Here is a 24,566-nt window from a genome sequence, read left to right as displayed (position 1 = left end):
ATCGCCGATCGGCTGCACCGCCCCGGTCAGTGAGCCGGCCCGGTCAGTGAGCCGGCCCGGTCAGTGAGCCGGCCCGGTCAGTGCACCGGCCCGGTCAGTGCACCGGCCCGGTCAGGCGGGCCAGGGCGGCGCGGGCGCGGGCCTGCTGCTCCGGCCGACCGATCTCGGTGGCCAGGGCCAGGGCTTCGGTGTGGTGGGCGATGGCCTCCGCGCGATGCTGCTGTCCGCCGAGGGCCTCGCCCAGCCCGTTCAGTACGCAACACTCCCCGTAGCGTTCGCCCAACTCGCGGAAGAGCGTGAGGGCCAGCTCGTAATGTCGCACGGCGTCCGCGTACCGGCCCAACAGGACATACGCGTCACCCAGATTGTTGAGTGCGGTCGCCTCGCCGCCGCCGTGCCTCAGGTCACGGAAGATGGCCAGGGCGCGCTGGAGCTGCTCGATCGCTGCCTCGGGACGCTCCAGTCGTACGTTCACCTCGCTGAGGTTGGCCAGGGTGTTCGCCTCACCCACCCGGTCCTCGATCCGGATGAAACGATCAAGGGCCTGAAGGTGGTAGGTGGCCGAAGTCTCGTGCTGCCCGGCCATGCTCTGGACCACGCCCAGGTTGCCCAGCACCCGGGCCTCGCCACGGAGGTCGTCAGCGCGCCGGAACAACGGCAGGGCAGCTTCGAGACAGCCGCTCGCCTGCGCGAAGTCGCCCTGGTGGCAGTAGGCGACGGCCACGTTCGTCAGCGCGTTGGCTTCGGCGGTGCCGTCGCCGAGCAGCCCGGCGGCGTGCCGGGCCTCGGTGTGCACGGTCAGCGTGTCGGCCGGGTATCCGCCGTTGTCGAGATAGGAGGAAAGGATGCCGGCCAGCCGCACCGCGTGCTCCGGCCAGTCGTTACGGGCCGCGTACCGGCAGACCGCCACAAGCGTCATCCGCTCCGCGTCCAACCAGTGCAGCGCGGCCTTGGGGTCGTCAAGCAGCAGGCCGACCGGGATCGGCGACGGTAGGACCGGTCGACGGTGCCGTTCCGCCGGGTACAACGCGTCCATGGCCGTTGCCGCAGTGAACAGGTAGTGATCGAACAGCCGGGTCAGGGCAGCGCGTCGGTCCGCCGGCCGGTCCTCCTCCCAGGCCCGCTCCCCCGCGTACGCGCCCACCAGGTCGTGCAGCTTGTACCGGCCGGCGACGGGCTGCTGGACGAGGTACTCGGCGCCGAGTTGGCGCAGGTGTGCGCCGGCGCTGTCCGGGTCGGTGTCGAGCAGTGCCGCGCAGGCGTGCACGTCGAGGTCCGGGCCGGGATGCCCGGCCATCCGCCGCAGCAGGGTCTGCCGCTGCTCGGGCAGGTTCTGGTACGACAGGTGCAGCGCGATCTCCACACCGGTGTCGAGCCGGCGGTGCTGATGGCGTTCGTCCAGCCGGTCGGCGTGGTCGGTGACCGTCCAGCCGGGTCGGGCCGCCATCTGACCGGCGACCACGCTGAGTGCCAGCGGCAGGTGGCCGCAGCGCAGCGCGACCCGTTGGTGCGCGGACGGATCCGCGCCCACCGTGACCCCGGGCACCGACCGGACCAGCAACTGTTCGGCCTCGGTCGCGGTGAACAGGTCGAGGTCCAGGTGCTGCTCGGGGTCCAGCTCGGCGAGTCGGCGGCGGGAGGTGACCAGGGTCAGGGTTCTGCCGTCCGGCAGAAGCGGACGTACCTGTTCGGCGCTTGCCGCGTTGTCGAGGACGACAAGCGCGCGGCGACCCGCGAGGCGGGCACGGAACAGCGCCGCCCGGGCCGCGAGCCCGTGTGGGATCTCGTGACCGGAGACGCCGAGCAGGCGCAGGAAGCCGTCCAGCACCGCGGCGGGTTCGGCCGGGGGCTGCCCCGGATCGGCGTGGAAGCCGCGCAGGTCGACGAAGAACGTCGTGTCGACGCGCCCCTCGGCGACCAGCAACTGACAAATGTGCACCGCGAGCTGCGTCTTGCCGATGCCCGCCATGCCGGCGAGCACACAGACGACCGGACCACCACCGGTCTCGGCACCTACCGACATCGTGGCGAGTCGCCGCAGGTGTGCCGTCTCGGCATCCCGGCCGATGAAGGCGGGCACGTCGTCGGGGAGGTGGTCCAGTACGCGTACCTGGGCTGCTGCCGTCGTCTCGGCGAGGCTGACCCGAAGTGCCTGCCGCCAGTGCGCGAGGTAGCCCGTCTCGTCGTGCATCGCCTGGACCACCGCGAGCACGAGGTCGGTGTTGATCCGGCGGCGGCTGTTCTTGAAACAGTCGACGACCGTGCCCCGGCGCGCCAGCTCGTCGTCCGGACGGCCGTCGGCTCGCCAGCGCGCGTTCACCCGTCGGGTGATCGCCTCGAACGAGGGGTCACCGGCCCAGATCTTGAGCGCCCGCAGGCACTCGATCAACTCGGGGAGACTGCGGGCCGTCCCCGGATCAGGCGGCTCCTCGGCCGCCCCGGCGGGCTTCGGCGGCTTCATGGCACCCTCACGGGGCGCAACGATAGCCAATCGGGGTGCCGGCGTCTCATCCGGATTCGTTTGGAGTTCGCGAGTGCCGACCGCGAGCGCGGTCAGCTGGTTCCCGTGCGGCCGCCAGGTGGAACGGGGGGGCTGGCGGCCGCACGGCACCGCCGATCGGCCGTCGAGTGGATCAACCCCGCAGCAGCGGCAGCACCCGCCGACCGATCAGGTCGATGCCCTGGTACGGGGTGAGGCCGTGCGGGGTGCCGAACTCCACCCGGCTGGCTCCGGCGTCGAACACGGCGGCGGCCTGCGCGGCGACCTGCTCGGGCGTGCCGGAGAAGGCGAACAGGTCGAGCAGGTCGTCACCGATCAGCGCACCGGCCGCGTCGTCCTCCCGCCGGGCGACGTGCTCCTGGATCCGGGCCAGCAGCTCCGGGTCCAGCTCGACGGTGGGATCGAGGGCGGCGACCACCGCGAGGTACATGGCCACCTCGGTGCGGGCCACCCGGCGGGCCAGCGCGCCGTCGGTGTCCACGACAGTGACCGCACCGAGCACGACCCCGGTGTCGTGCCCGGCCGCCTCGTCCAGCCAGGCGCGCATCGTCTTGGCCATTCCCGGGTTCGCCGACCCGCCGACCTTGACCTCGCTGGCGTACGCGGCGGCGGAGCGTGCCGTCTGCTGCCCCCAGGTGCCGACCAGCACCGGTACGTCCGGACGGACCGGGGTGTAGCGCAGCGTGGTGCCGGGCGCGACGGTGAACTCCCGGCCCTCGAATCCGCCGCTGTCACCGGCGAGCAGCCGCCGGACGACCTGCACCGTCTCGGCGATGCGCCGCAGCGGCCGGGCCTGCGGCACGCCGATCTGTTGCAGCCAGGTGCCCCGGGCCAGCCCGAGGTACGCCCGGCCGTGCGAGGCCAGGTCGAGGGCGGCCACCTGACCGGCGACCTCGACCGGGTGCAGGGTGAACGGGTTGAGGCAGGCCGCGCCGAGCCGGATGCGGCGGGTGTGCCGGGCGGCCACCAGCAGCGGGAAGATCGGCGGCTGGTACATCAGGTCGCCGAAGACCGACAGCACGTCGAAGCCGTGCCGCTCGGCCAACTCGGCCAACTCGGCGTACTCGTCGGCGGACTTGTCCGATTGCAGGCCGATGCCGACCAGCCGGTCGCCGTTCACGTCAACTCCTCGGTGGGGATCTGCCGGCGGCCGGTGCGTTCGATCCGCATGATCACCCGCTCGTCCGGGTCGGGGCAGGCCACGTGGCTGTCCCGGGCCATCCAGTCCCCCTCGGCCAGCGCCCGCTGCTTGGCCGGCAGCAGCGGCAGGCACGCGGCCAGCGCGTACATGCAGAAGTGCTGGCCGGCCGGGATGCTGAGCCGGCAGGACTCGGTCAGGTCGAGGTGGTCGCCCACCTTCATGCCGCACACCGAACGGCCCTCGATGCGCTCCACCACCACCCGCAGGTCGTAGACGTCGGTGGTGGGCTGGTCGGCGTCGGGTCCACTGTGCTCGCTCATCGGACGGCCTCCGCGTGGTGGTGGACGATGCGCCAACCGTGGTCCGTGCGGCGCAGCACGTCGGTGACCCGGAAGCAGACGTCCGGGCGGTCGTCGCCGTGGCGGGCACGCAGCACGTACCGGACCAGGCCGGTGTCGCCCCAGGCGTCGACGCGGAACTGTTCCGGGGCCACCTCGGCCGGGGCCGGGCCCGGCGCGTCGGCGGCCCGCCGGTCGCGCAGTTCGTCAAGCGCCGCCAGGCCGGAAAGCAGTTGATCGGCGTCGGACTCCCAGATGGTCAGGTCGGGGTGCAAATGGGCGTCGAAGGCGGGCCGGTCGCCAAGCGATCGGTACATGCCACTGATGGTGGCGGTGAGTTCGTCGATGCTCATCGGGTCACTTCCGGTCGAGGTCACGGGTGGTGGGTCGGAACGTCTCGGCGAGGCGGGCGCGCAACGGATCCAGGCCCATCGGCCCGAGCGCCAGCGCGGTGTGGTGGAACCGTTTGCGGTCGAACGCGGCACCGGCGCGCAGTTCGGCGTCGCGGCGGGTCTGCTGCCACAGCCGCGCCCCGACCTTGAAGGCCAGGGCCTGGGCCGGCCAGCCGAGGTACCGGTCGACCTCGAAGCGGGCGGTCGCCGCGTCCAGGCCGGCGACCCGGGTGAGCAGTTCCACGGCGACCTCGGGCGTCCAGCGGGGGGCGTCGGTGAACCCGTTGCCGGCCGGGATCGGCAGGTCGAGGTGCAGGCCGAGGTCGATGACGACGCGGGCGGCCCGCCACATCTGGCCGTCGAGCATGCCGAGCCGTTCGGCGGGGCCGGAGTAGAGATCGAGCTCGTCGGCGAGCCGCTCGGCGTAGTGCGCCCACCCCTCGGCGTACCCGTGCACGTGGCAGAGGGTGCGCTGCCACGGGTGCAGCTCGGCCAGGGTGAGGGTGATGGCGTGTTGCAGGTGGTGGCCGGGCAGTCCCTCGTGGCACAGCGTGCCGACGTGCCGCCATACCGGCACGGTCGACTCGCCCGGCGGCACCGACCACCAGATCGTGCCGGGCCGGGTAAGCGCCGCGTCCGGCGGGGTGTAGTACATGACACCGGAGGCGGTCGGGCTGATCCGGCACTCGACGTGCCGGGTGGCCGTCGGAAGGTCGAAGTGGGTGCCGTCGAGGATGTCGGTGAGCAGGGCGGTGCGCCGTCGGAGCCACTGCTGAAGCGGCGGGCCGACCGGCACCCGGCCGGCCGGGTCCGCGTCCAGCGCCGTCCGCGCCGCCGGCACGTCCGGGTGGCCGCACTCGGCCGCCACCGTACGCAGCTCGGCGGCGGTGCGCTCCAGCTCCGCCCAGCCGTACGTGTACAGCTCGTCGAGGTCCACGGTGGCGCCGAGGAACGCGCGGGCGGTGACCTGGTACAGCTCCCGACCGACACCGTCCACCTCGGACGCGGCGGGGGCCAGGTCGGTACGCAGGAAGGCGGCGAAGCCGGCGGTGGCGGCGGTGGCCAGCCGGGCGCCCTCGGCCAACCGGTCGGCGAGCGGCCCGCCCGGGTAGCCGGCGACGAGCCGACCGTAGTAGTCGTTGCCGACCCAGCTCGCGCACTGTTCGGCGACGACAAGCACCTGCCGGCGGGCGACCAGTTGCCCACGCTGCGCAGCGCGGCGCAGGGTGGCGGCGTACTGGGCGAGGGTGGCGGGTAGCCGGTGCAGGTGGGCGGCGACGTCCGCCCAGTCGTCGGCGCTGCGCCGGGGCAGGTTGTCGAAGACCTGCCGGGCCAGGTGGACCGGGGTGGCCAGCGGCGCCAGCAGGCGGGGGGTGAAGCCGGTGTCGTGCAGCGCGACCTCGCTGGCCAGCCGGTCGGCCAGGGCACCGGCGAGCGCGCGTTCGGCCGGCGAGTGCGCGGTGGCCGTGGCGACGGCGGTCGCCGTGCCACGGGCCAGCTCGGCGCGGGCGTCGAAGCCTTCGGGTGACAGGTCCGTCAGCTGCGACTGTGCGGTACGCCCGGCCGCCTCGGCGGCCTGCGGGTCGAGTTCGGCGAGCGCGGCGAGGTAGTCGTCGGCGACCTGGGTGATCCCGGTCATCGGGGTGCCCGGACGCGACCGTGGTCGTCGCGATAGACGACGCCGCCCTTCATCACCAGGTGCAGGGTGCGCAGCGCGGAAACCGACCGGGTCGGGTCGTCGCGCAGCACCAGCAGGTCGGCGTGCTTGCCGACCTCGACGCTGCCCAGCCGGTCGGCCTGGTCGAGCCATTCGGCGGGCCGGATGGTGGCGGCCTTCAGGGCGTCCGCGACCGGCATGCCGGCGTCCACCATGAACTCCAGCTCGCGGACGGTGGCGGTGGTCTCGTCGTAGCCGGCGTGCGGCGGCATGTCGCTGCCCAGGGCGATCGGTACGCCGTTGCGGATGGCGTGCTGGAGGCTCTCCCAGTGCCGGGGCCCGGCGCCCAGGGCCCGTTCCATCAGCCAGCCCGGTACGCCGGAGTCGCGGAAGAACTGCTCGCAGCGGCTGACCACGATTGTCGGCACGTACCAGACGCCCTTGGCGGCCATCAGCCGGGTGACCTCGTCGGTCAGCTCGTAGCCGTGCTCGACGCAGTCCAGGCCCAGTTCCACCGCCCGGCGTACGGTGTCGGCCGGGCCGGCGTGCGCGGTGACCTTGCGTCCCCAGTCGTGGGCGACCCGGATGACGGCGGCCATCTCGTCGTCGAGCAGCTGCGGGGTGTCGATCGCCTCGTACTGGCCGGCGATGCCGCCGGAGATGCATACCTTGATCAGGTCGGCGCCGGCCCGGATCTGCGCCCGGGTGAGCTGCCGGAACCCGTCCGCGCCGTCGGCCTCCAGCGCGTCGGCCTCCCAGCCGTGGCCGCCGGTGCAGCAGAGCGCGTGCCCGGCGGTGAAGATCCGGGGTCCGTCCACCGCGCCGGCCTCGATGCCCTTGCGCAGCGCGAAGTCGGCGTAGCGGCCCTCGCCGACCAGCCGGGCGGTGGTGACCCCGGCGTGCAGGGTGCGCCGCGCGGAGTCGGCCATCAGCAGCACCAGTTCGGCCAGGTTGGACCGGTGCACCGTGTCGGCGAGGTGGCCGGGCAGGCCGAGGGAGAGGTGCACGTGCATGTTGGTCAGGCCCGGCATGACCACGTCACCGCCGAGGTCGACCACCCGGACGTCGCCGGCCTCGGCGAGTACGTCGTCGACCGGGCCGACGGCGCGGATCAGCCCGTCGGCACCGACCCAGACGCCCCGGTCGGGTTGGAGGTGGTCGGCGACGCCGTCGTAGAGGGCGAGGTTGACCAGAACCTGTTCGGTGGCGGTGTGCATAGCGGCGTCCTCAGTGAGCGGGCACGGCGGCCGGGGCCACCGTGGGGTCGTTGAGCCAGCAGGCGGCGCTGCGTCCGCCGAGTTCGACGGTGGGCGGCTGGTCGCCGCAGGGGGCGAAGGCGTGCGGGCAGCGCGGCCGGAACCGGCAGCCGGTCGGGGCGTTGGCCGGGTCGGGCACCTCCCCGGCGAGGGTGGCGGGCAGCTGCGGGGTGGGACCGATCTGCGGCACCGCGTCGATGAGCGCCCGGGTGTACGGGTGGCGCGGGTCGCGCCACAACTCGCGGGTGGGCGCGGTCTCGACGATGCGACCGAGGTACATCACGGCGGTGCGGTCGGCGATCTCGTGCACCAGGGCGAGGTCGTGCGAGATGAACAGCATGCCCATGTCGAGGTCCCGGACCAGCCCGACCAGCAGGTTGACCACCTGGGCCTGGGAGGAGGCGTCCAGCGCGGTCACCGGCTCGTCCGCGATGATCATGCGGGGTTCCGGGGCGAGCGCGCGGGCGATGGCGAGCCGCTGCCGCTGACCGCCGGAGAACTGGTGCGGGTACCGGTCGGCGGCGGCGGCCGGCATGCCGACCCGGTCGAGCAGTTCGCCTACCCGCGCCAGGCGGGCCGACCCGGTCACCGTCGCCGGTACGCCGTCGAGCAGTTGCGCGCCGATGGTGCGCCGGGGGTTCAGCGAGGCGTACGGGTTCTGAAAGACCATCTGGAGGCCGATCTCCGGCTCCGGCCGGCGACGCCAGCCCAGCGGGGTGACCGGTCGGCCGGCGTAGCGGACCTCACCGGCGCTCGGCGCGGTCAGCCCGACCGCGACCCGGGCCAGCGACGACTTGCCGCAGCCCGACTCGCCGACCAGGCCGACGATCTGTCCGGCCCCGACCGCCAGGCTGACCCCGGCGACCGCGCGCACCCGGCCGCGTCCCCGGGAGCGGTACTCGACCTCGACGTCCGAGATTCGCAGCAGATCCGTCATCGGGTCGCCACCTCCAGGTGCGGGCGGACCACGCAGGCCACCGACCGGTCGGCCCCGGCCGGGGCCAGCGGCGGCGGGGCGGTGCCGCAGGACGGTTCGGCGTACCCGCAGCGGGGTTGGAACGGGCAGCCCGGCGGCGCCTCCCCGGCGCCGGTGGGCCGCCGGGGATGGGCCGCAGCGTGCCGACCGCCTGGGTGCCGTGCGGGCGGGCACCGAGCAGCGCGGCAGTGTACGGATGGGTGGGTGCGGTGAGCAGCGCCCCGGTGGGACCGGTTTCCACCACCCGTCCGGCGTAGAAGACGTAACCACGGGTGGTCAACGCGCTGAGCACGCCGAGGTCGTGGGTGATGAACGCGACGGCCAGCCCGGTCTCGGCGCGCAACTGGTCGAGCAGGGTGAGGATGCCGGCCTGCACGGTGACGTCGAGGGCGGTGGTGGGTTCGTCGGCGATCAGCAGCCGGGGCCGGGCGGCAAGCGCGATGGCGATGGCCGCGCGCTGGCGCATTCCGCCGGAGAACTGGTGCGGATAGGAGCGCAGGGCCTGTTCCGGGTCGGGGATGCGGACCTGGTCGAGCAGCTCCACCGCCCGACGGTTCGCGGCCCGGCGATCCATCCGCAGGTGCACCCGCATGTGCTCGGTGAGTTGACGGCCGATGGTGAGCATCGGGTGCAGGGCGGCGGTCGGGTCCTGGAAGACCATCGCGATGCCGGCGCCCCGAATCCGCTGCCAGCCCCGGTTGTCCAGGCCGAGCAGGTCGGTGCCGGCGAACCGGGCCGATCCGGTGACCTCGGCCCCGGGCGGGAGCAGACCGAGCAGGGTCTGCGCGGTGAGGCTCTTGCCGCAGCCGCTCTCCCCCGCGATGCCGACCAGTTCGCCCTCGTGCACGGTGAGCGACACGTCGTGCAGGATCGGCAGCGGCCCGCGCGGGCCGGGCAGGGTGACGGCGAGGGAGTCCACGTCGAGCAGCGGTGCCATCAGCGTCCCTTCGCGTAGCGGGGGTCGAGCCGGTCACGCAGCGCGTCACCGAGCACGTTGAACGCCATCACGACGGTGAGGATGGCCAGGCCGGGGAAGACGCTGACCCACCACATCGACAGGTCCTGGGAGCCGAGGGCGACCATCGAGCCCCACTCGGCGGCCGGTGGGCGGGGACCCAGGCCGAGGAAGGAGAGCGCGGCGAGCAGCAGCACCGCGTTGCCGAGTTCCAGGGTGGCCAGCACGATCGCCGGGCCGGTGCTGTTGGGCAGCACGTCGCGGCGCAGCGCGCGTACCGGCCCGACGCCGAGCAGCCGGGCGGCGGAGAGGTAGTCGTCACCGCGCATGCTGAGCACCGCGCTGCGGATGACCCGCGCGTACACCGGCCAGGAGACGATCACCAGGGCGAGCACCGCGTTGCGGGTGTTCGGGCCGAACGCGGCGGTCACCGCCATCGCCAGGATGATCTGCGGGAAGGCGAACACCAGGTCGGTCAGGCGCATCAGCGCCTCGTCGACGAGCCGGCCGAGGTAGCCGGCGATCAGCCCGAGCAGGCCGCCGACGAGCAGGGCCAGCGAAACGATGGCCAGGGCCAGCGGGATGGAGAGCCGGGCGCCGTGGATCACCCGGCTGAGGATGTCCCGGCCGAGCGAGTCGGTGCCGAACCAGTGCGCGGCCGACGGTGGGGCGTACGCATCCGGGCTCTGGGCGAGCGGATCGTACGGGGCGATCAGCGGCGCGCAGATCGCCACCAGCAGCCATCCACCGAGGATGACAAGCGCCGCCGCGGCGATCGGCTGACGCCAGATCGGTCGCCCGGTCGAGCCGCCGCGCAGCCGGCCGAGCCAGCGACGCCGGTTCAACGCCCGGTCCACCTTCGGATCCGGGGCCACCGGATCGGGTGCGATCATCGTCATGACAGCCGGATCCTCGGGTCGATGAGCCCGTACAGCAGGTCCACGGTCAGGTTGACAAGCGTGTATACCAGCGCCACGAAGAGGCTGACGCCGAGGATCGAGGGCAGGTCCAGGGCGGTGGCGCTGCGGTAGGCGTACTGGCCGAGGCCGGGCCAGCCGAAGATGCTCTCCACAAGCACCGTGCCGGAGAGCAGCGAGGCGAAGGCCAGGCCGGAGACGGTGACCACCGGGACCAGGCCGGCGCGCAGCAGGTGCCGGCGCAGCACCACCCGGGTCGGCAGACCCTTGGCGTACGCGGCACGGATGTAGTCCTGCTGGAGCACTTCCAGCATGGCGGAGCGGACGAAGCGGACCAGCAGCGCCACGGTCAGCGAGGTAAGCACCAGCACCGGCAGGACCAGGTGCTGGGCGGCGTCCCAGGCCACGTCCCACTGCCCGGCCAGCGCCGCGTCGACCGTGTACATGCCGGTGACGGTGGGCGGCGGGCTGAACGCGGTGGAGAGCCGTCCACCGCTGGGGGCCAGGCCGAGCTGGTAGAAGAAGACGTAGAGCACGACGAGCGAGAGCCAGAACGGCGGGGTGGACAGGCCCAGCAGGGATCCGACGCGAACCAGCTGGTCGGTGAACCGGCCGTTGCGGACCGCCGCGAGCATCCCGATGCCGGTGCCGATCAGCAACGCCAGCAGCATGGTGGGGATGGCCAGTTCCATGGTCGCCGGGACGTACCGCACCAGGTCGTCCAGGACCGAACGGCCGGTCTGCTGCGAGATGCCCAGATCGCCGCGGACCAGGTTGCCCAGGTAGTGCAGGTACTGCTGCCAGAGCGGCTGGTCCAGTCCCCACTTCTCGCGGAAGGCCGCCACCGTCGCCGGGTCGTTGAGCGCCTGGTCGGAGAGGTTGGCCGTGACCGGGTCGCCGGGCACCACGTTGACCAGCCCGAACGTCACCACGGTGACGCCCAGCAGCAGCCCGGCGGTGATCGCCAGCCGCTTGGTCAGGAAGACCAGCAGCGGGTGCACGCGGCGCGGCCGAGGCCGGGGCGCGGTCGTGGTGACCGCCCCCGGCTCGCCGTTGTGCAGCGTCGTCATGTGGTGGCCGACTACTTCCGGCCGACCGCGGCGACGTCCACCTGCCAGCCCGCGGCGGTGTAGTCCGCGCCGGTCAGGTCGGGGGTCGCCACCACCGTGGAGGAGTTGCTGGCCAGCACCACGTACGGGGAGGACTGGTTCATCAGTCGCTGCCACTGCTGCATCGCGGTGGCCCGGTCGGACAGGTCCAGGGTCTCGGCGACCTGCTCACCGGCGGCCACGATCGCCGGATCGGCCCGCTCGACGGTCCAGCCCGAACGCAGCGCGGTGGCCTGGCCGGGTGCCATGTTGTTGATCAGCGAGTCGGCGACCGGGTAGTTCAGGCTCTGCGGGGTGAAGCCCAGCGGCATCTTCCCACCGCGCATCTCGTCCAGGAAGGTGGTAAGCGGCTGCGGGTTCAGCTCCAGCGTGATGCCCGCCTCGGCGACGTCGCCCTGCACCTTGGTGGCCACGGTGCCCAGGTCCACGCCCTTGTAGGTGATGGCCGGGTAGCTGAACTTCACCGTCGGGTTGCCCAGGTTCGCCTCGGCGAGCAGCGCCTTGGCCTTGGCCACGTCGCGGACGGACGCCTCGTTCTCCGGCAGCGTGCCGGGGAAGGCCGGCGCGACCAGGCCGGCGCCGGGCGCGGCACCCTGGCCGTAGAGGCCGGCGATGCCCTGGTAGTCGATGGCGGCGCGCAACGCCTGGTTGAACTTCGGGTTCGAGGTCACCGGCGACACGGCCGGGTCGGCGTTGAGGAAGAGGAAGTAGACGGTGTCCTGCACGCCGGAGGTCAGCAGGGTCTGCGGCAGGCCGTCGAGCAGCTTGCCGGAGATGTCCAGGGAGATCTCGGCGCTCTCGGCGCGCTGCATGGTCAGCTTCTGGGTCTGCACGTCCATGTTGCGCAGCACCACCCGCTCGAACTGCGGCTTGTCACCCCAGTAGTTGGGGTTGGCCTCCAGCACCACCTGGGACTCCGGCTCGTACGACTTGAGCACGTACGGGCCGCTGCCGATGGAGTTGGTGTCCAGGTACTGCTGGGCGTTGTCGCCCTGGGCGGCGTCCTCCCCGTCCTTGGCGCCGTTCTCCTGGGCCACCTTGGCGTTGAGCACGGCGGTGGAGGGCATCGAGAGCACCACCGGGACGTTCGGGTTGGGGGTGGCGGAGGTGACCACCACGGTGCTGTCGTCGGTCTTGCGCACGCTCAACTCGCTGACCGTGACCGCCGGGCTGGACTTGAGGTTCTTCAGTCGGTTCAGCGAGAAGACCACGTCGTCGGCGGTGAGCGGGCTGCCGTCGGAGAAGGTGACGCCCGACCGGAGCTTGAAGGTGAAGGTCTTCGCATCTGCGGACGCCTCGTACGACTCGGCCAGCGCCGGGACCGGGGTGCCGACGTCGGAGCCCTCGAAGGTGAGCAGCGTGTCGTAGAGGGCGTGCACGGCGGTCAGGCCGGTCGCCTCGTAGACCCGGCCGGGGTCGAGGGTCTTGAGCACGAACGAGGTGTTGACGGTCAGGGTGGTGGCACCGCCACCACCGTTCGCGTTCCCACCGCTGCCGCCTGCGGTGCAGGCGGTGGTGGAGATGACGGCCAGCGTCGCCAGAGCGAGCGCTCCGGCGCGGAGCCGGCGGGGGGACACCGACATGCTGTTCCTACCTTCGTATGGCGCGGGTCCGGCGGGCGGATCCGCGAGGCATCGACGGCCCGGGACACTGCCACCGGTCGGGCCCAGGTGACCGGTGACGGTCTCTCGGGTTTTCAGGGGAAGTCGTCTCAGGGTTGGATGTAGCCGGACCGTTCGTCCGGTTCGTGCCTCGACGCGACGTGTCTAGCAATACCAAACACTGCCGGCCTCTTGTTTGACCACCCTAAACAAGACCGTGTAGCTTGGTCAAACATTTTTAGCCACACTGTTATCGGATTGAGGTTCACATGCTCGGTGACCGGCTCCGCGAACTGCGCCAGCAGCACTCCCTCACGCTGCGACAGCTCGCCACAGCCGCCGACGTGTCACCCGCCCTGCTCAGCCAGATCGAGAACGGTGCCACCGACCCGAGCCTGGCCACCCTGCGAAAGCTCGCCCAGGTCTTCGACACCTCGATAGCCGCACTCTTCTCCGAGCCGGAGGCCCCGGCGGTGCACATCAGCCGGGCCGGCGCACGCAGCCTGCTCACCGCTCCTCCGGGCCAGATCACCTACGAGCGGCTCACCCCGGGCCGTGGCGACCTGGAGGTGCTCCAGGCCCACCTCGCCCCCGGCGACGCGAGCTCGGCCGAACCCTGGGCCCACCCGTCGACCGAGTGCGCCATCGTCTGTAGCGGCGAGGTGGTCGCCGAGATCGGCGGCGAGTCGTACCTGCTCGCGGCCGGCGAGGCGGTCACCTTCGACTCACGCCTGGCGCACCTCTACCGCAACGACAGCGACCAGCCGGCCCACCTGATCATCGCGGTCACCCCACCCACCCCGTGACGCCACCGGCTATGGACACCGCACACTGCCGTCGTACTTCAGCACGGGCGGCTCGTGGGTGAACAACCAGACGCGGGGCACCCAGGCGCGGCTCTACTACGTGGCCGGCGGTTCCGTGCTCACCCGGCCGGCCCTCTCGTCCGAGGGCAACTGGAACTGGGTCCCCTACTCCAGCGCGGAGTTGCCGGAGGCACTGGCTCACCCGCACCGAGGTCGTCGACGGCCCCGGATCCGGCACCGGCCGATTCCGTAGGTGGACGGTTGCTGCGCTCCTGGGCGGGCCTGGACCGAGGCTGATGTCGGGAATTTCGGGTCAGTGTTGTCGGCCGCTGATTGCTACGCTCCTGGACCGCAGCTGACCGCCGGGACACCTCTCGGTCGCTTCGGGCTGCGATCTTTGCTGATTCCCGAGGAGCACGATGCGATCGATCCGGGCCGCCGCGCTGAGCGCGGTAGTGACCCTGTCTCTGCTGGCCAGTGGGTGTGGCAGCACCGACGAACCGACACCGACCGGCCAGGGCGTACCCGCCACACCGGCCGCCGACAGCACTTCCGTCGCGCCGGCCGTGCCGGGGCCCACGGTGGTCGCCTCGACCAGCTGGGTCGGCGCGCTCGCCAAGGCCGCCGGGGCCAGCGAGGTTACCCTCGTTGCTCCGGCCGACGTCGCGCACCCGTCGGATTACCAACCGAAGGCGCGCGACCTGAAGGCCGCCGCCGACGCCGACTACGTCCTGTACGCCGAGAGCGACGGCTTCGCACCTCGGCTGATCAAGGCGGCCGGCGACGACAGCGAACTCGTCACGGTGCTCCCCGTCGAGGCCACCACCAGGACGATCACCACGGAGGTGACCCGACTGGCCACCATGTTCGGCACCTCCGACGCGGCGAAGGCGTGGCTGAGCACCTTCAACGCCGAGTACACCAGGTTGTCCCGCGAGACGAAGGCCGCCCTGCCCAATCCGGCGCCCACGGCGGTGTCGGAGTTGCTCGTCGGATACTGGGGCTCCTTCGCTGGCATCGAGGTGACGGAGGTGTACGGGCCGCAGCCGCTCACCGCGAAGGAGCGGGCGGACCTGGCCGCCAAGCAGCCCAAGCTGGTCCTCATCAACGCCCACTCGCCGAAGGTGGACCCGAAGATCTCCGGTGCCACCCGGGTAACGCTCGTCAACTACCCCGGCAAGGATCTGGATCTGCTCGCGGTGTTCCGGACCAACGCCGAACGGCTGACCACCGCGCTCACCTCCTGATCGCACCGGTCCGTCAGGACCGGTGCGGGACGGTGGCAGGCCGGTGCGGGACGGTGACTTCCCGCACCGGCCGGGCCCGCCACGCGAGCACGGCCAACCAGCTCCATCCGATCAGGATCGAGCCGCGTTGGAGCAACCCCGCGCCGCCGTCGACCGGGTCGACCCCGCCGGCCGCGATGACCAGGACGCCGACCGCGACGCCGGTGAACCGGCAGTACCAGCGCCAGAGCGGGGTTGGTCGCCACCGGGCGGCGGTGAAGCAGGCGGCGATCAGCGCCACGAAGACGACGAGTGAGAAGAGGTCGTGCGCGACACCGTGGCCGCTCGCCCGGTCGGACGGCACCGGGTCCGAGACGAAGACGCCGGCCCCGACCAGGCTCACCGCGAAGATCCCCGTCAACCAGGCCGTCCATCGCGAGACGGTACGCCGCAGCCCGAATGAGAAGGCCGTCAGCAGGCCGCCACTGACCACGAAGTTCGCGATCTGGAGCCACCCGCCAGGACCGATTGCGCCCTCGCTGACGAAGTCGTTCATCGGATCATAATCGGGCTTGATCACCCCGTTGACCGCGATCACCACGATGAACAGCAGCGCGCCGACGATGCCGCAGACGAGAAGCTTCCTGGTCCCCGTCACAGGAGAGTCAGGCTCACGGGCGGTCGACGATCCGGGTGAGGAAGGCCCGCCAGGCCACCGGGCCGAAGGTCAACACCGGACCGGCCGGGTCCTTCGAGTCGCGCACCGCGACCACATCGGACAGATTGTCGGCCACCTCGACGCAGTTACCGCCGTTGCCGCCGCTCTTCGTGCTCTTGCGCCACCGCGCGCCAGTCAGCTCCATGATGCCGCCGCTTCCTTCACGAGATCCAGGCTCCGGCCCCGGGGAAGCGCCTCGCCACGGATCCGCTCCCACCGCCGCTCCAGGTTAGCAAGGTCGGCGGGTTGGTCCAGGATCTGCGCCGGGGCGGGACCGTCCACATGGGCCACATGGGTGCCGCCGGGCAGGTCGGCGATGACGAAGGGGCCGTCCAGGCCGGGATAGCTGGGTGCGTCGGCCGGCACGACGTGCAGCTGCACGCTCGGCAGCTCGGCGCAGGCGAGCAGGTGCGTGAGCTGAGCCGCCATCAGCTCCCTGCTGTCGCCCACCCGTCGCCGCAGGACGCCCTCGTCCAGCACCACCACCAGCAGCGGCCCGCGCTCGCGGTGCAGGATCGCCTGCCGGTTGAGCCGGGCCGCGACCAGATCCTCCGTCGCGTCGGCGGTCAACAGCCCGCCCGCAAGCGTCGCCCGGGCGTACGCCTCGATCTGTAACAGGCCCGGCACCCACGCCAGTTCAAAGGTGCGCAGGGTGATGGCCTCGCGTTCGATGTCCACCCAGGGCCGGAACCAGACCGGCTCGCGGCGACGAATCACGTCCGGCCAGAGCGCCTCGGACTCCTGCCCGAGGAGTTCCGCCACGGTGTTGCGGTGCCGGGTCTGCGGGATATGCCCCGGGTTCGCCCACCGGGCCACCGTCTTGGGATGCACACCGAGCTGGTCGGCCAGGCTCTCCGCCGTGTGGCCAGCGTCGGCAAGCGCTGCAACAAAAGCGTGGTTCATCCCCGGTCCTCCTATAACCAAGCAATGGCCGGGAAAAAACATTACCGAACGCTGTGTGATTGTCCATACACCCTCGGCAAGGTAGATCGTGGAATGGTCCCTTTTCGACGGAGGAGACGTGCTGTGGTCGTACGGAAACCGGCCCTTGGCGTACCGACGTCCCGGGGGACACCGCCGGCCCGGCCGGCGCGGACGCGGACGGTGGCCGCACCTTCGCCGGTACGCCGCAGCCGGCGCGGATCGGGGTCGCGGGGGCCGGAAGGCGCGCGGGGTGACCGGTGAGCGGGCGCTGCCGGGCGCATCTGCCGTCGCGACCCACCTGGCGCTGCCATGTCTGCGGGAGCGCGTGGCCGTGCGGCCCCGCGAAGGTACGGCTGCTCGCCGAGTACAGCAAGGACCGGATCTCCCTGCTGATCTACCTGGCGACGCTTCAGGAAGAGGCGGCCGAGCAACTCGCCGAACTCGGATGCGAGATCCGCCCGCAGACGTTGCACCGCCGCTTCACCGGCTGGGGTGCCGATCCGCTCCTCCCCCACCCGCCACATGCTGCCGTGAGGCATGGCCGGCAGCCTGGTCACCCGACCCGGCTCACCAGCCGGCCGGTCACCCGACCGGGCTCTCCGGCAGCCTGGTCATCCGGCCCGGCTGGTCAGCCGGCCGGTCACCCGACCCGGCTCTCCGGCAGCCTGGTCATCCGGCCCGGCTGGCCAGCCGGTCGCGCAGGTCGGCATGGCGGAACTGGTACACCTGGCCGACGACCCGGATCAGGTTGCGCCGCCGGGCATCCTCCAAGAAGGACAGTAGCCGGACGGGCGTGCCCTCGGTGAGCCTGAGCTGCACCATGCTCATTCCGGCGAGCACGGCCATGTTTGTCGCCGGCCCGCACACCAGGCCGAAGGCGACCGCCACCGGCAGGCCAGCGAGCAGGGCGGCCTTCGGATCGGCGGCATCGCCGACCAGGGTTATCAGGGTGAACCAGACACCGAGGGCACCGCCGAAGGCAACCCCGAGGGCGAGCCGCCCGTACGCGTGATGCCGCCACATCTCCTTCGGCCCGACCGCCCGGATGGCGCTGCGCGGTGGCCGCTCGCCGGGCTGCCACAGCCTTTCCGGCCGGACGCCGAGCATCAGGGCCGCGCTCATGTGTGGGATCGCGGCGACGATATCGGAGGCCGGGCTGAAGAAAACCGCGGTGGTAAGCGTGCCGAGGATCGCGCAGAAGACGGCGTACCCGACGCCGGTCGCCGAGTCGCCGTGCACGAGCAGTATCCCGACCAGGTTGATGCCGCCGACGGCGAGACCGTACCGGAGGGTCGTCCGGTTGAAGATTTCCCGCCACCCGGTGGTTTCGAGCGGCTGCGCCGCTCGCCTCCTCGACATGAACAGGACCACCGCCGCCATGATGGTGAAACCGATAGTCAGTCCCAGCCGGAGCCCGTGCACCGCGGTGGCCACCGTCCCGGAAACCACGCCGGCAACGAGCCCCGCCGTCCAGTCGCCGGGGTTCGGCGGGACCCAGCTGGGGATGTGCCACCAGGCCAGGTCGTAGGTCTTTGCCTCGACGAGGCGGCGGGCGAGGAAACGTAACGTCCGTTCGGCCGTCGCGGCGGAGTAGCGGCAGTGGCGTTGGGTGGGCCCGTACGCGGTCCTGACCGCCTGGTCCAGCAGGTGGTGGTGAACCGCCTGAACCGTCGGGAAACGCTCCCGGTCGAGCAGTTCGTCGACCGGGTCGTGGTCGGTGTAGGCGTCCCGAAGCAGGCTCACGGCCAGCGGATAGCGCAACGCCTTGGTCAGTGGGCCACCCGGGCCGCCCTCAAGATCCTCGAGGACGGCCCGCCACGCTTGTGGCGGCGGGTCGGGCAGGTCCCGACGCCGCAGGTAGGACGCTGCCTCCTTGGCCGTGACGGGTTGCAGGGCGAGCCCGAGCGCGCCACTCAACGGGTGCCGCGAGGCGGTCTGCACGGCAGCCTGCGGACGCGAGAACACCACCAGCCGGAAGGGTGCCTTGTTCAGCTCCCGCACCATGACGTGCCGTACCGCGGCGTCGACCTCGTCGAATCCGTCCAGGAACAGGGCGATTCTGCCGTCCTGGAGCATCTGCTTCACCCATTGCCGGCCGGTGCGGTCCCGGACCAGACGTTCGCTCTGCGCGAGCGCTCGCGCGGCCCAGTCGGCCACTGATTCGTCCGGCACCCGCCAGTCCCGCAGCTCCAGCAGCACCGGTACCGGGATGTCCGGCCGCTCGTGGTCGGCGGCCTTGGCTCGCGCTTGAAGGGCGGTCAGGAGCAGCAGCACCCCGGTGGCTGTCTTGCCGGACGCCCCTTCACCGGTCAGCAGCACCCGACCCGAGGCAAGCCCGCCGTAGACCCGGTACAGGTCGCGCAACCCGCCGCCGTCGCGCAGGGCAGCCCCGGTGACCCGGTGCAGGCCGGGTAGCGGGGCGAAGCGGGCCTGGGCACCGATCGCGAGGGCGGCCCGAATGCCGGGCGCCACCTTCCGTTCGGCAAGCCTCCACCGGATCGGCAGTGCGCCGTGTCGCAGTCCGCGCAGTTCCGCCTCTTCCTTCCAACGCCTGGTCATCGCCAGCGCCAGGCTGTCGAGCAGGTCGGTCCGCCGGCCGTCACGGCGATCACGGCGCCCCTGGATCAGGGGATAGACCGCACCGACCGCGCCCACCAATCCGCCGATCACCGCCAGGGCGTTGCGTACCGGGTGCTGTTCCGCGACGACCCAGTCGAGCCAGCCCAGTCGCAGCCCCGCCAACAGGCCGACACTCAGCGCGACCAGGATGGCGGCCCACCACACTCTGCGTCCCATCGATGAGGATTATCGCAGGAAAGTCATCCGGCCAGTGGTCACCGCGCAGTGGCGCTGCGCAGTGGTCACCGCGCAGTGGCGCTGCGGGCCGAGGGCGTCACCGGCATGGTCACTGCCCCGGCCCGCCTCGGTGGTCAGACGTAGAAGCCGGTGCGCAGCGTGATGCCGTGCTCCAGCCACGCCTTCATGCAGCAGAGCATGTTGGTCCAGCCTTCGCAGTTGCCGTAGGAGGCCCGCTGGCCCTCGGGGGTCTGCCGCCAGCCCTCCTCGGCGATGGTGACCAGGGTGCGGTCGTCCGCCAGCGACTCGAACTCGATGGTGACGGTGGTGAAGTAGGTCGCGCCGGCGATCGGCTCATCGCTGGTCGACTGGGGACCGTCGGCGGCCTCCCAGCGCAGCACGATCCGCCGGTCCGGCTCGACCTCGACCACCTCGACCGGGAACGCGCCGGGGAAGTCGGCGAAGTCCCAGGTGACGGTGGCGCCGGTGGCGAGCCGGCCCTTGGCCCCGCCGGTGGTGAAGTACTTCGAGAGTTGGTCCGGGTCGACGACCGCCTCGAACACCTCGTGCACCGGCCGGCTGATCCGTCCGGCGACCTTGAACCGCAGGTCCATGTTGATCTCCTCCCGTGGCGCTGACATGTTATATGTTTATAACATGTCAGCCCGACCGGACCGCCCGACAAACGCCGAGCCGATCGACGAGGACGGTGTGTTCAAGGCGCTGGCGTCCGCCACCCGACGACGGATCCTCGACCTGTTGAAGGACCAGCCGCGCACCACCGGCGACCTGTGCGACCGCTTCCCGGAGCTGGACCGCTGCACGGTGATGCAGCACCTACGGGTGCTGGACGCCGCCGGGCTGGTCATCGCCCAGCGCAAGGGCCGGGAGCGGTGGAACCACCTCGACCCGCTGCCGATCAAACACATCCACGACCGCTGGATCGGCGAGTACGCCCACGCGGCGGTCGGTTTGCTCGCCACGCTCCGGGCCGACCTCGAACCGCCCGCCTCCTGATCCTGCCGGGGCACCGCAGATTGCGACTCAGGTCGTAAGTCGAATGCGATCCTGCGCCAGATGGCGTGGTGCGGCGATTCCCGCAGGCTTGGCTCATGTCTCCCCAACACCTATGCCGACCGCCCGCACCCCGGTCCGCGTCGCGCCGCGTCCGGCTCGGCGCGGCCCTGACAACGGCGATCGCCATCGTCTTCGCCGCCGCGGGCTGCGGCATGTCGGCGCAGCCGCGCCCGGCACCGATCGTCGCCAATCCACCCGCACCCGGTACGCCGACCGACCCGGCGGCCCTGAACGCCGCCGACGTCAACGCCTGGCTCGACGGGCTGCTGCCGGCCGCGCTGCAACGCACCGGCATCGCCGGAGCCACGGTCGCCGTCGTGGACGACGGTGAGATCCTCACCGCCCGGGGGTACGGTCACGCCGACACCGGTGACGGCGGCACCGGCGCGGTGCCGGTCGACCCTGATCGGCACCTGTTCCGGGTGGGTTCGGTCGCCAAGCTCTTCACCGCCACCGCCGCGATGCAGCTCGTCCAGCGCGGCGACCTCGACCTCGACCGGAACATCGAGGATTACCTGGACTTCACCCTGCCTCGCCGCTACGAGCAGCCGATCACCCTGCGCCACCTGCTGACGCACACCCCCGGCTTCGAGGAGCGGATCGCCGGGCTGATCGGTGCCGAAGGCACCCGCGTCGACCTGCGCAAGGCCCTGATGACCGACCCGCCGGAGCAGATCTACCAGCCGGGGACGGTGCCCGCGTACTCGAACTACGGCAACGCGCTGGCTGGCTATCTCGTGGAGCACGTCAGCGGCGTCCGCTTCGAGGAGTACGTCGCCGCCAACGTCCTGGCCCGCGCCGGCATGACCTCGTCGAGCTTCGAGCAGCCGCTGCCCGCGCCACTGGCCGACCGAATGTCGAACGGGTACGACAACGCCGCCTCGCCGGCCCGCCCCTTCGAGATCGTCGGCGCTCCCCCGGCCGGCGCGCTGAGTGCCCCGGCCACCGACATGGCCCGGTTCATGCTCGCCCAGTTGGGCGAACCGGTGGGTGCCGAACCGCTGCTCGAGCCGGCCACCCGCGAGCTGATGCAGCGCCCAGCGCTCGACGCCACCTCGCTCGGCACGCTCGCCGACGGCCCCCGGATGGCGCTCGGCTTCTTCGACGAGAGCCGCAACGGCCGGCGCATCGTCGGACACGGCGGCGACACCCTCTACTTCCACTCCCATCTACAGATCTACCCCGACGAGCGGGCCGGCATCTTCATCTCGCTGAACAGCAATGGCAACGGTGGGCTGGACAGCATCAAGTTGCGCCAGGCGGTGCTCGACGGCTTCGCCGACCGCTACTTCCCCGCCCGCAGCGTCCCCACCGCCGGCACCGTCGACCCGGCGACCACCGCCGAGCACGCCGCGCTGGCCGCCGGCACGTACGAGAGTTCCCGGGGCATGCGCAGCAACTTCCTGACCGTGATCGGCCTGGTCGGCCGGACCGAGATCAGCGTTGCCGACGGGAACCGGTTGCTGTTCCAGCCCGCGCCGCTCTCCGACAGCCCGGCCCTGTACGAGGAGGTCGCGCCGTGGGTGTGGCGCGAGGTCGGCGGGCAGCGCACGGTGGCGATGCGGGTGACCGACGACAGCGTCGACGCGATCGCTGTCGACCCCGTGATCACGCTGCTGCCGGTCGAGCCCGCGCGCAGCTCGGCGGTTGCCGTCCCGGTGATCGCCGGATCGACCCTCGTGCTCCTGCTCACCATCCTGGTGTGGCCGATCGCCGCGATCGTCCGCCGTCGCCTCGGCCGCCCCGGGCGGGACCGGACCGGGCGTACCGCCCGGATCCTGAGTCGCGTCGCCGTCGGCGCCACCGTGTTGGCGCTGCTCGGCTGGGTGCTGAGCGTCATCGCCATCATGAGTCTGACCGACGTACCCGGTGCCGTCCTGCGTACCGTGCAGGTGCTGCAACTGATCGGGCTGCTCGGCGTGCTGCCCGCCGCCGTCCGGCTGGTCGATGACGTACGCCGTCGGGTCGGCTGGTCCCGGGTCGTCGGCAGCGGCCTGGTCCTGCTCGCACTCGTCGGCGTCGGCTGGTTCGCCGTCGAGTTCCGGCTGCTGGCCCCGAGCATCTCCTACTGACCGGGCCGACCCGCCTGACCCGGAACGATTCGGAGCAAGGAAGCTGATGACATGAGGGACGACACCGGCGTCACGGCCGAACCCGATGTGCCCCGGTCGACGTGGTGGCTCGACGAACGGCTCAGCCGACTCGGTATCACCGGGCGGTTCGCCCGCGACTGCCTGCTCGCGACGGTCCTCACCGTCCTCACGTTCCTCATGTTGGCACTGCTGTTCCGGGTCGTGGCCCCGGCCGAGGGGCTCATCTTCGACCCGACGTGGGCCTGGCTGGTCAGCGCCGTCGCCGGCGTACAGACGATGGTGCTCTGCCTGCGTCGGGTCCGCCCGCTGCTCTGCCTCGCGCTCGTCGTCGGCCTCCAGCTGGTCGTCACCGGCAGCTCTCTACCGGACGCGACGATCCGTGGCCTCGCGCCCTTCGTCGCGGCCTACACCGTCGGGTCGCTGCTGCCACTCCGGCCGGCGCTGCTGGCCGCCGGGGCGGCGGTGGCGGTGGACACGACAGGTGCGCTGGTCGCCACCGGCCTGGCCGGCTCCTCCGGCGCGCTGGTCGCCACCGGCCTGGCCGGCACCTCCGGCGCGCTGGTCGCCGGCCCGGCCGGCAGCAACCTGTTCTTGACGGCCGTCGGCCACTTCACCGCCACCGTCCTGGTCTACTTCGGCGCCACCTTCGTCGGCGGCTACGTCGCCACCCGACGACGGAACCTGGAGCTGATCCGGCAGCACGCCGAGGAGGCGATCGTGGCGCAGCAGGCCAGGGTGCAGGCGGCGATCGGGGCGGAGCGATCCCGGATGGCCCGGGAACTGCACGACGTGGCCGCCCACCACCTTTCCGGGATGATCGTGCAGGCCTCGGCGGTGCAACGGCTGATCGACCGTGATCCGTCGGCGGCACAGGCCGGGGTGGCCTGGATCCGGACACAGGGCAAGGAGACCCTCGACAACCTGCGGCTGGTGGTGGGTGTGCTACGTGGCCGGCCAGGGGACGACGGTGGCGACGGCACGGTGCCGGTGCCGGTGCCCGGGCTGGCCATGCTCGACGAGCTGGTACGAACCGCGGACGGGCTCGCCGGCCCGGTCGAACTGATCCGGGACGGGGAGCAGCGCGACGTTTCGCCGATCGCCGACGTCGCGCTCTACCGGATGGTGCAGGAGTCGCTCTCCAACGCCCGCCAGCACGCACCGGGCGCACCGGTGCGGGTGGAACTTCGCTTCCTGCCCCGCGAGATCCGGCTTGAGGTGGTCAACGGCCCGGCGCCGCGACGCTTCGGGCCGTCGGCCGGCGGCAGCGGGGTGGGGCTGGTGGGTATGCGGGAGCGGGCCCAGCTGATCGGCGCGCGGTTCACGGCCGGTCCGACGGCGGCGGGCGGATGGTCGGTCAGCGTACGACTGCCGACCCGGGACGACAATCGATTCGCGACGACGGCCAAGGAGGAGAACGGCGAATGATCAGGGTGATGCTCGTCGACGATCAGGCGGTGGTCCGCGCCGGCTTCCGCGTCATCCTGGAGCAGGCGGGCGACATCGAGGTCGTCGCGGAGGCGTCCAGCGGCACCGCGGCGGTCGACCTGGCCCGCCGGCTGCGGCCGGAGGTGATCTGCATGGACGTCCGGATGCCCGGCGGCGACGGCCTGACCGCGACCCGCCGGATCGTCGCGGACGCGGCCGAGCCGCCACCGGCGGTTCTGGTGGTGACGACCTTCGACCTCGACGAGTACGTCTTCGGCGCGCTCGAATCCGGTGCCAGCGGCTTCATCCTCAAGGACTGCGAACCCGAGGATCTGATCGACGCGGTACGCCGGCTCGCCAGTGGTCAGGGCCTTGTCGACCAGGCCGTGACCCGACGGGTGATCTCGGAGTTCGCGCGGCGCAGGCCCGCTCCCCGGGCCGCCGACGCGGCGGCGGCGCACCAGTTGACCGCGCGGGAGATCGAGATCATCGGCCTGCTCGCCCGGGGACTCTCCAATGTCGAGATCGGCACCGAACTCTTCATCGAGACCAGCACGGTCAAGTCGCACCTGGGGCGCGCGATGGCGAAGATCGGCGCTCGCGACCGGTTGCAGACGGTGGTCTGGGCCTACCAGAACGGCGTGGCGCCCAGCTGACCA

General features: G+C 71.8%; 23 protein-coding genes. 7 read left to right on the top strand and 16 right to left on the bottom strand.

Annotation, left to right across the window (positions count from 1 at the left end; translation table 11 throughout):
- Positions 1-94 precede the first annotated feature (94 nt).
- The 11 genes from QQG74_RS14965 to QQG74_RS14915 all read right to left on the bottom strand — a co-directional run bounded on the left by QQG74_RS14965 (position 95) and on the right by QQG74_RS14915 (position 12,824).
- Positions 95-2,461 carry a tetratricopeptide repeat protein gene (locus QQG74_RS14965; RefSeq protein ID WP_341720895.1) on the bottom strand — a complete coding sequence of 789 codons (2,367 nt, stop codon included), beginning with the start codon at positions 2,459-2,461 and terminating at the stop codon, positions 95-97.
- Positions 2,462-2,633: 172 nt separating this feature from the next.
- Positions 2,634-3,620 (bottom strand): LLM class flavin-dependent oxidoreductase, encoded by a 987-nt coding sequence (locus tag QQG74_RS14960; protein WP_341720894.1) that lies wholly within the window; start codon positions 3,618-3,620, stop codon positions 2,634-2,636.
- Complete coding sequence (locus QQG74_RS14955; RefSeq protein ID WP_341720893.1) at positions 3,617-3,961, bottom strand: TIGR04076 family protein; 345 nt, start codon at positions 3,959-3,961, stop codon at positions 3,617-3,619. The genes QQG74_RS14960 and QQG74_RS14955 overlap by 4 nt, the downstream gene beginning before the upstream one ends.
- Positions 3,958-4,332, bottom strand: coding sequence for a nuclear transport factor 2 family protein (locus tag QQG74_RS14950; RefSeq protein ID WP_341720892.1), 375 nt, complete (start codon positions 4,330-4,332; stop codon positions 3,958-3,960). The genes QQG74_RS14955 and QQG74_RS14950 overlap by 4 nt, the downstream gene beginning before the upstream one ends.
- A gap of 4 nt (positions 4,333-4,336) precedes the next feature.
- The gene (locus tag QQG74_RS14945) at positions 4,337-6,010 is read right to left on the bottom strand and encodes a DUF885 domain-containing protein (protein ID WP_341720891.1); all 1,674 of its coding nucleotides are present in this window, start codon (positions 6,008-6,010) and stop codon (positions 4,337-4,339) included.
- A complete protein-coding gene (locus tag QQG74_RS14940) occupies positions 6,007-7,245 on the bottom strand; it encodes an amidohydrolase family protein (protein ID WP_341720890.1) in 1,239 nt (412 codons plus the stop codon). Before QQG74_RS14940 ends, QQG74_RS14945 begins: the two co-directional genes overlap by 4 nt.
- A 10-nt stretch (positions 7,246-7,255) precedes the next feature.
- Positions 7,256-8,104 (bottom strand): ABC transporter ATP-binding protein, encoded by an 849-nt coding sequence (locus tag QQG74_RS14935; protein ID WP_341721240.1) that lies wholly within the window; start codon positions 8,102-8,104, stop codon positions 7,256-7,258.
- Positions 8,028-9,197: an ABC transporter ATP-binding protein gene (locus QQG74_RS14930; RefSeq protein WP_341720889.1), complete on the bottom strand. Its 1,170-nt coding sequence runs from the start codon at positions 9,195-9,197 to the stop codon at positions 8,028-8,030. The genes QQG74_RS14935 and QQG74_RS14930 overlap by 77 nt, the downstream gene beginning before the upstream one ends.
- A complete protein-coding gene (locus QQG74_RS14925; RefSeq protein WP_341720888.1) occupies positions 9,197-10,114 on the bottom strand; it encodes an ABC transporter permease in 918 nt (305 codons plus the stop codon). The genes QQG74_RS14930 and QQG74_RS14925 overlap by 1 nt, the downstream gene beginning before the upstream one ends.
- Positions 10,111-11,202 (bottom strand): ABC transporter permease, encoded by a 1,092-nt coding sequence (locus QQG74_RS14920; RefSeq protein WP_341720887.1) that lies wholly within the window; start codon positions 11,200-11,202, stop codon positions 10,111-10,113. The genes QQG74_RS14925 and QQG74_RS14920 overlap by 4 nt, the downstream gene beginning before the upstream one ends.
- 11 nt (positions 11,203-11,213) lie before the next feature.
- Positions 11,214-12,824 carry an ABC transporter substrate-binding protein gene (locus QQG74_RS14915; RefSeq protein WP_341720886.1) on the bottom strand — a complete coding sequence of 537 codons (1,611 nt, stop codon included), beginning with the start codon at positions 12,822-12,824 and terminating at the stop codon, positions 11,214-11,216.
- 287 nt (positions 12,825-13,111) lie between these two features.
- Between QQG74_RS14915 and QQG74_RS14910 the strand changes: the two genes are divergently transcribed.
- The 3 genes from QQG74_RS14910 to QQG74_RS14900 all read left to right on the top strand — a co-directional run bounded on the left by QQG74_RS14910 (position 13,112) and on the right by QQG74_RS14900 (position 14,895).
- On the top strand, positions 13,112-13,648 hold the full coding sequence (locus QQG74_RS14910) for a helix-turn-helix domain-containing protein (RefSeq protein WP_341720885.1): 537 nt from the start codon (positions 13,112-13,114) through the stop codon (positions 13,646-13,648).
- Between the two features lie 58 nt (positions 13,649-13,706).
- Positions 13,707-13,901 (top strand): hypothetical protein, encoded by a 195-nt coding sequence (locus tag QQG74_RS14905; RefSeq protein WP_341720884.1) that lies wholly within the window; start codon positions 13,707-13,709, stop codon positions 13,899-13,901.
- A 166-nt stretch (positions 13,902-14,067) separates the two neighbouring features.
- Positions 14,068-14,895, top strand: coding sequence for a zinc ABC transporter substrate-binding protein (locus tag QQG74_RS14900; protein WP_341720883.1), 828 nt, complete (start codon positions 14,068-14,070; stop codon positions 14,893-14,895).
- Positions 14,896-14,908: 13 nt separating this feature from the next.
- Here QQG74_RS14900 and QQG74_RS14895 read toward each other — a convergent pair whose 3' ends face one another.
- The 5 genes from QQG74_RS14895 to QQG74_RS14875 all read right to left on the bottom strand — a co-directional run bounded on the left by QQG74_RS14895 (position 14,909) and on the right by QQG74_RS14875 (position 19,953).
- On the bottom strand, positions 14,909-15,532 hold the full coding sequence (locus tag QQG74_RS14895; RefSeq protein WP_341720882.1) for a DUF998 domain-containing protein: 624 nt from the start codon (positions 15,530-15,532) through the stop codon (positions 14,909-14,911).
- Positions 15,533-15,545: 13 nt separating this feature from the next.
- On the bottom strand, positions 15,546-15,737 hold the full coding sequence (locus QQG74_RS14890; protein WP_341720881.1) for a DUF397 domain-containing protein: 192 nt from the start codon (positions 15,735-15,737) through the stop codon (positions 15,546-15,548).
- Positions 15,728-16,495, bottom strand: coding sequence for a Scr1 family TA system antitoxin-like transcriptional regulator (locus tag QQG74_RS14885; protein ID WP_341720880.1), 768 nt, complete (start codon positions 16,493-16,495; stop codon positions 15,728-15,730). Before QQG74_RS14885 ends, QQG74_RS14890 begins: the two co-directional genes overlap by 10 nt.
- A 690-nt stretch (positions 16,496-17,185) precedes the next feature.
- On the bottom strand, positions 17,186-19,312 hold the full coding sequence (locus tag QQG74_RS14880; protein WP_341720879.1) for a hypothetical protein: 2,127 nt from the start codon (positions 19,310-19,312) through the stop codon (positions 17,186-17,188).
- Positions 19,313-19,446: 134 nt separating this feature from the next.
- Positions 19,447-19,953: an SRPBCC family protein gene (locus tag QQG74_RS14875; RefSeq protein WP_341720878.1), complete on the bottom strand. Its 507-nt coding sequence runs from the start codon at positions 19,951-19,953 to the stop codon at positions 19,447-19,449.
- 16 nt (positions 19,954-19,969) lie between these two features.
- Between QQG74_RS14875 and QQG74_RS14870 the strand changes: the two genes are divergently transcribed.
- The 4 genes from QQG74_RS14870 (at position 19,970) to QQG74_RS14855 (ending at position 24,563) form a co-directional block, all read left to right on the top strand.
- Positions 19,970-20,329, top strand: a complete 360-nt coding sequence (locus QQG74_RS14870) for a metalloregulator ArsR/SmtB family transcription factor (RefSeq protein ID WP_341720877.1) — start codon at positions 19,970-19,972, stop codon at positions 20,327-20,329.
- Positions 20,330-20,424: 95 nt separating this feature from the next.
- Positions 20,425-22,461, top strand: a complete 2,037-nt coding sequence (locus QQG74_RS14865) for a serine hydrolase domain-containing protein (protein WP_341720876.1) — start codon at positions 20,425-20,427, stop codon at positions 22,459-22,461.
- A gap of 51 nt (positions 22,462-22,512) precedes the next feature.
- Complete coding sequence (locus QQG74_RS14860) at positions 22,513-23,907, top strand: histidine kinase (protein ID WP_341720875.1); 1,395 nt, start codon at positions 22,513-22,515, stop codon at positions 23,905-23,907.
- Positions 23,904-24,563 (top strand): response regulator transcription factor, encoded by a 660-nt coding sequence (locus tag QQG74_RS14855; RefSeq protein WP_341720874.1) that lies wholly within the window; start codon positions 23,904-23,906, stop codon positions 24,561-24,563. The genes QQG74_RS14860 and QQG74_RS14855 overlap by 4 nt, the downstream gene beginning before the upstream one ends.
- Positions 24,564-24,566 lie beyond the last annotated feature (3 nt).

The organism is Micromonospora sp. FIMYZ51 (assembly GCF_038246755.1).
Classification (GTDB): domain Bacteria; phylum Actinomycetota; class Actinomycetes; order Mycobacteriales; family Micromonosporaceae; genus Micromonospora.
This window is presented reverse-complemented; position numbering and strand designations above follow the sequence as displayed.

What these genes read in the sequence shown, in the direction of transcription:
- QQG74_RS14885 (WP_341720880.1), bottom strand. Translation starts at nt 16,495, where the DNA reads ATGAACCACGCTTTTGTTGCAGCGCTTGCCGACGCTGGCCACACGGCG.
- QQG74_RS14860 (WP_341720875.1), top strand. Translation starts at nt 22,513, where the DNA reads ATGAGGGACGACACCGGCGTCACGGCCGAACCCGATGTGCCCCGGTCG.
- QQG74_RS14890 (WP_341720881.1), bottom strand. Translation starts at nt 15,737, where the DNA reads ATGGAGCTGACTGGCGCGCGGTGGCGCAAGAGCACGAAGAGCGGCGGC.
- QQG74_RS14950 (WP_341720892.1), bottom strand. Translation starts at nt 4,332, where the DNA reads ATGAGCATCGACGAACTCACCGCCACCATCAGTGGCATGTACCGATCG.
- QQG74_RS14900 (WP_341720883.1), top strand. Translation starts at nt 14,068, where the DNA reads ATGCGATCGATCCGGGCCGCCGCGCTGAGCGCGGTAGTGACCCTGTCT.
- QQG74_RS14865 (WP_341720876.1), top strand. Translation starts at nt 20,425, where the DNA reads ATGTCTCCCCAACACCTATGCCGACCGCCCGCACCCCGGTCCGCGTCG.
- QQG74_RS14965 (WP_341720895.1), bottom strand. Translation starts at nt 2,461, where the DNA reads ATGAAGCCGCCGAAGCCCGCCGGGGCGGCCGAGGAGCCGCCTGATCCG.
- QQG74_RS14870 (WP_341720877.1), top strand. Translation starts at nt 19,970, where the DNA reads ATGTCAGCCCGACCGGACCGCCCGACAAACGCCGAGCCGATCGACGAG.
- QQG74_RS14855 (WP_341720874.1), top strand. Translation starts at nt 23,904, where the DNA reads ATGATCAGGGTGATGCTCGTCGACGATCAGGCGGTGGTCCGCGCCGGC.
- QQG74_RS14875 (WP_341720878.1), bottom strand. Translation starts at nt 19,953, where the DNA reads ATGTCAGCGCCACGGGAGGAGATCAACATGGACCTGCGGTTCAAGGTC.
- QQG74_RS14945 (WP_341720891.1), bottom strand. Translation starts at nt 6,010, where the DNA reads ATGACCGGGATCACCCAGGTCGCCGACGACTACCTCGCCGCGCTCGCC.
- QQG74_RS14915 (WP_341720886.1), bottom strand. Translation starts at nt 12,824, where the DNA reads ATGTCGGTGTCCCCCCGCCGGCTCCGCGCCGGAGCGCTCGCTCTGGCG.
- QQG74_RS14940 (WP_341720890.1), bottom strand. Translation starts at nt 7,245, where the DNA reads ATGCACACCGCCACCGAACAGGTTCTGGTCAACCTCGCCCTCTACGAC.
- QQG74_RS14930 (WP_341720889.1), bottom strand. Translation starts at nt 9,197, where the DNA reads ATGGCACCGCTGCTCGACGTGGACTCCCTCGCCGTCACCCTGCCCGGC.
- QQG74_RS14925 (WP_341720888.1), bottom strand. Translation starts at nt 10,114, where the DNA reads ATGACGATGATCGCACCCGATCCGGTGGCCCCGGATCCGAAGGTGGAC.
- QQG74_RS14920 (WP_341720887.1), bottom strand. Translation starts at nt 11,202, where the DNA reads ATGACGACGCTGCACAACGGCGAGCCGGGGGCGGTCACCACGACCGCG.
- QQG74_RS14880 (WP_341720879.1), bottom strand. Translation starts at nt 19,312, where the DNA reads ATGGGACGCAGAGTGTGGTGGGCCGCCATCCTGGTCGCGCTGAGTGTC.
- QQG74_RS14910 (WP_341720885.1), top strand. Translation starts at nt 13,112, where the DNA reads ATGCTCGGTGACCGGCTCCGCGAACTGCGCCAGCAGCACTCCCTCACG.
- QQG74_RS14955 (WP_341720893.1), bottom strand. Translation starts at nt 3,961, where the DNA reads ATGAGCGAGCACAGTGGACCCGACGCCGACCAGCCCACCACCGACGTC.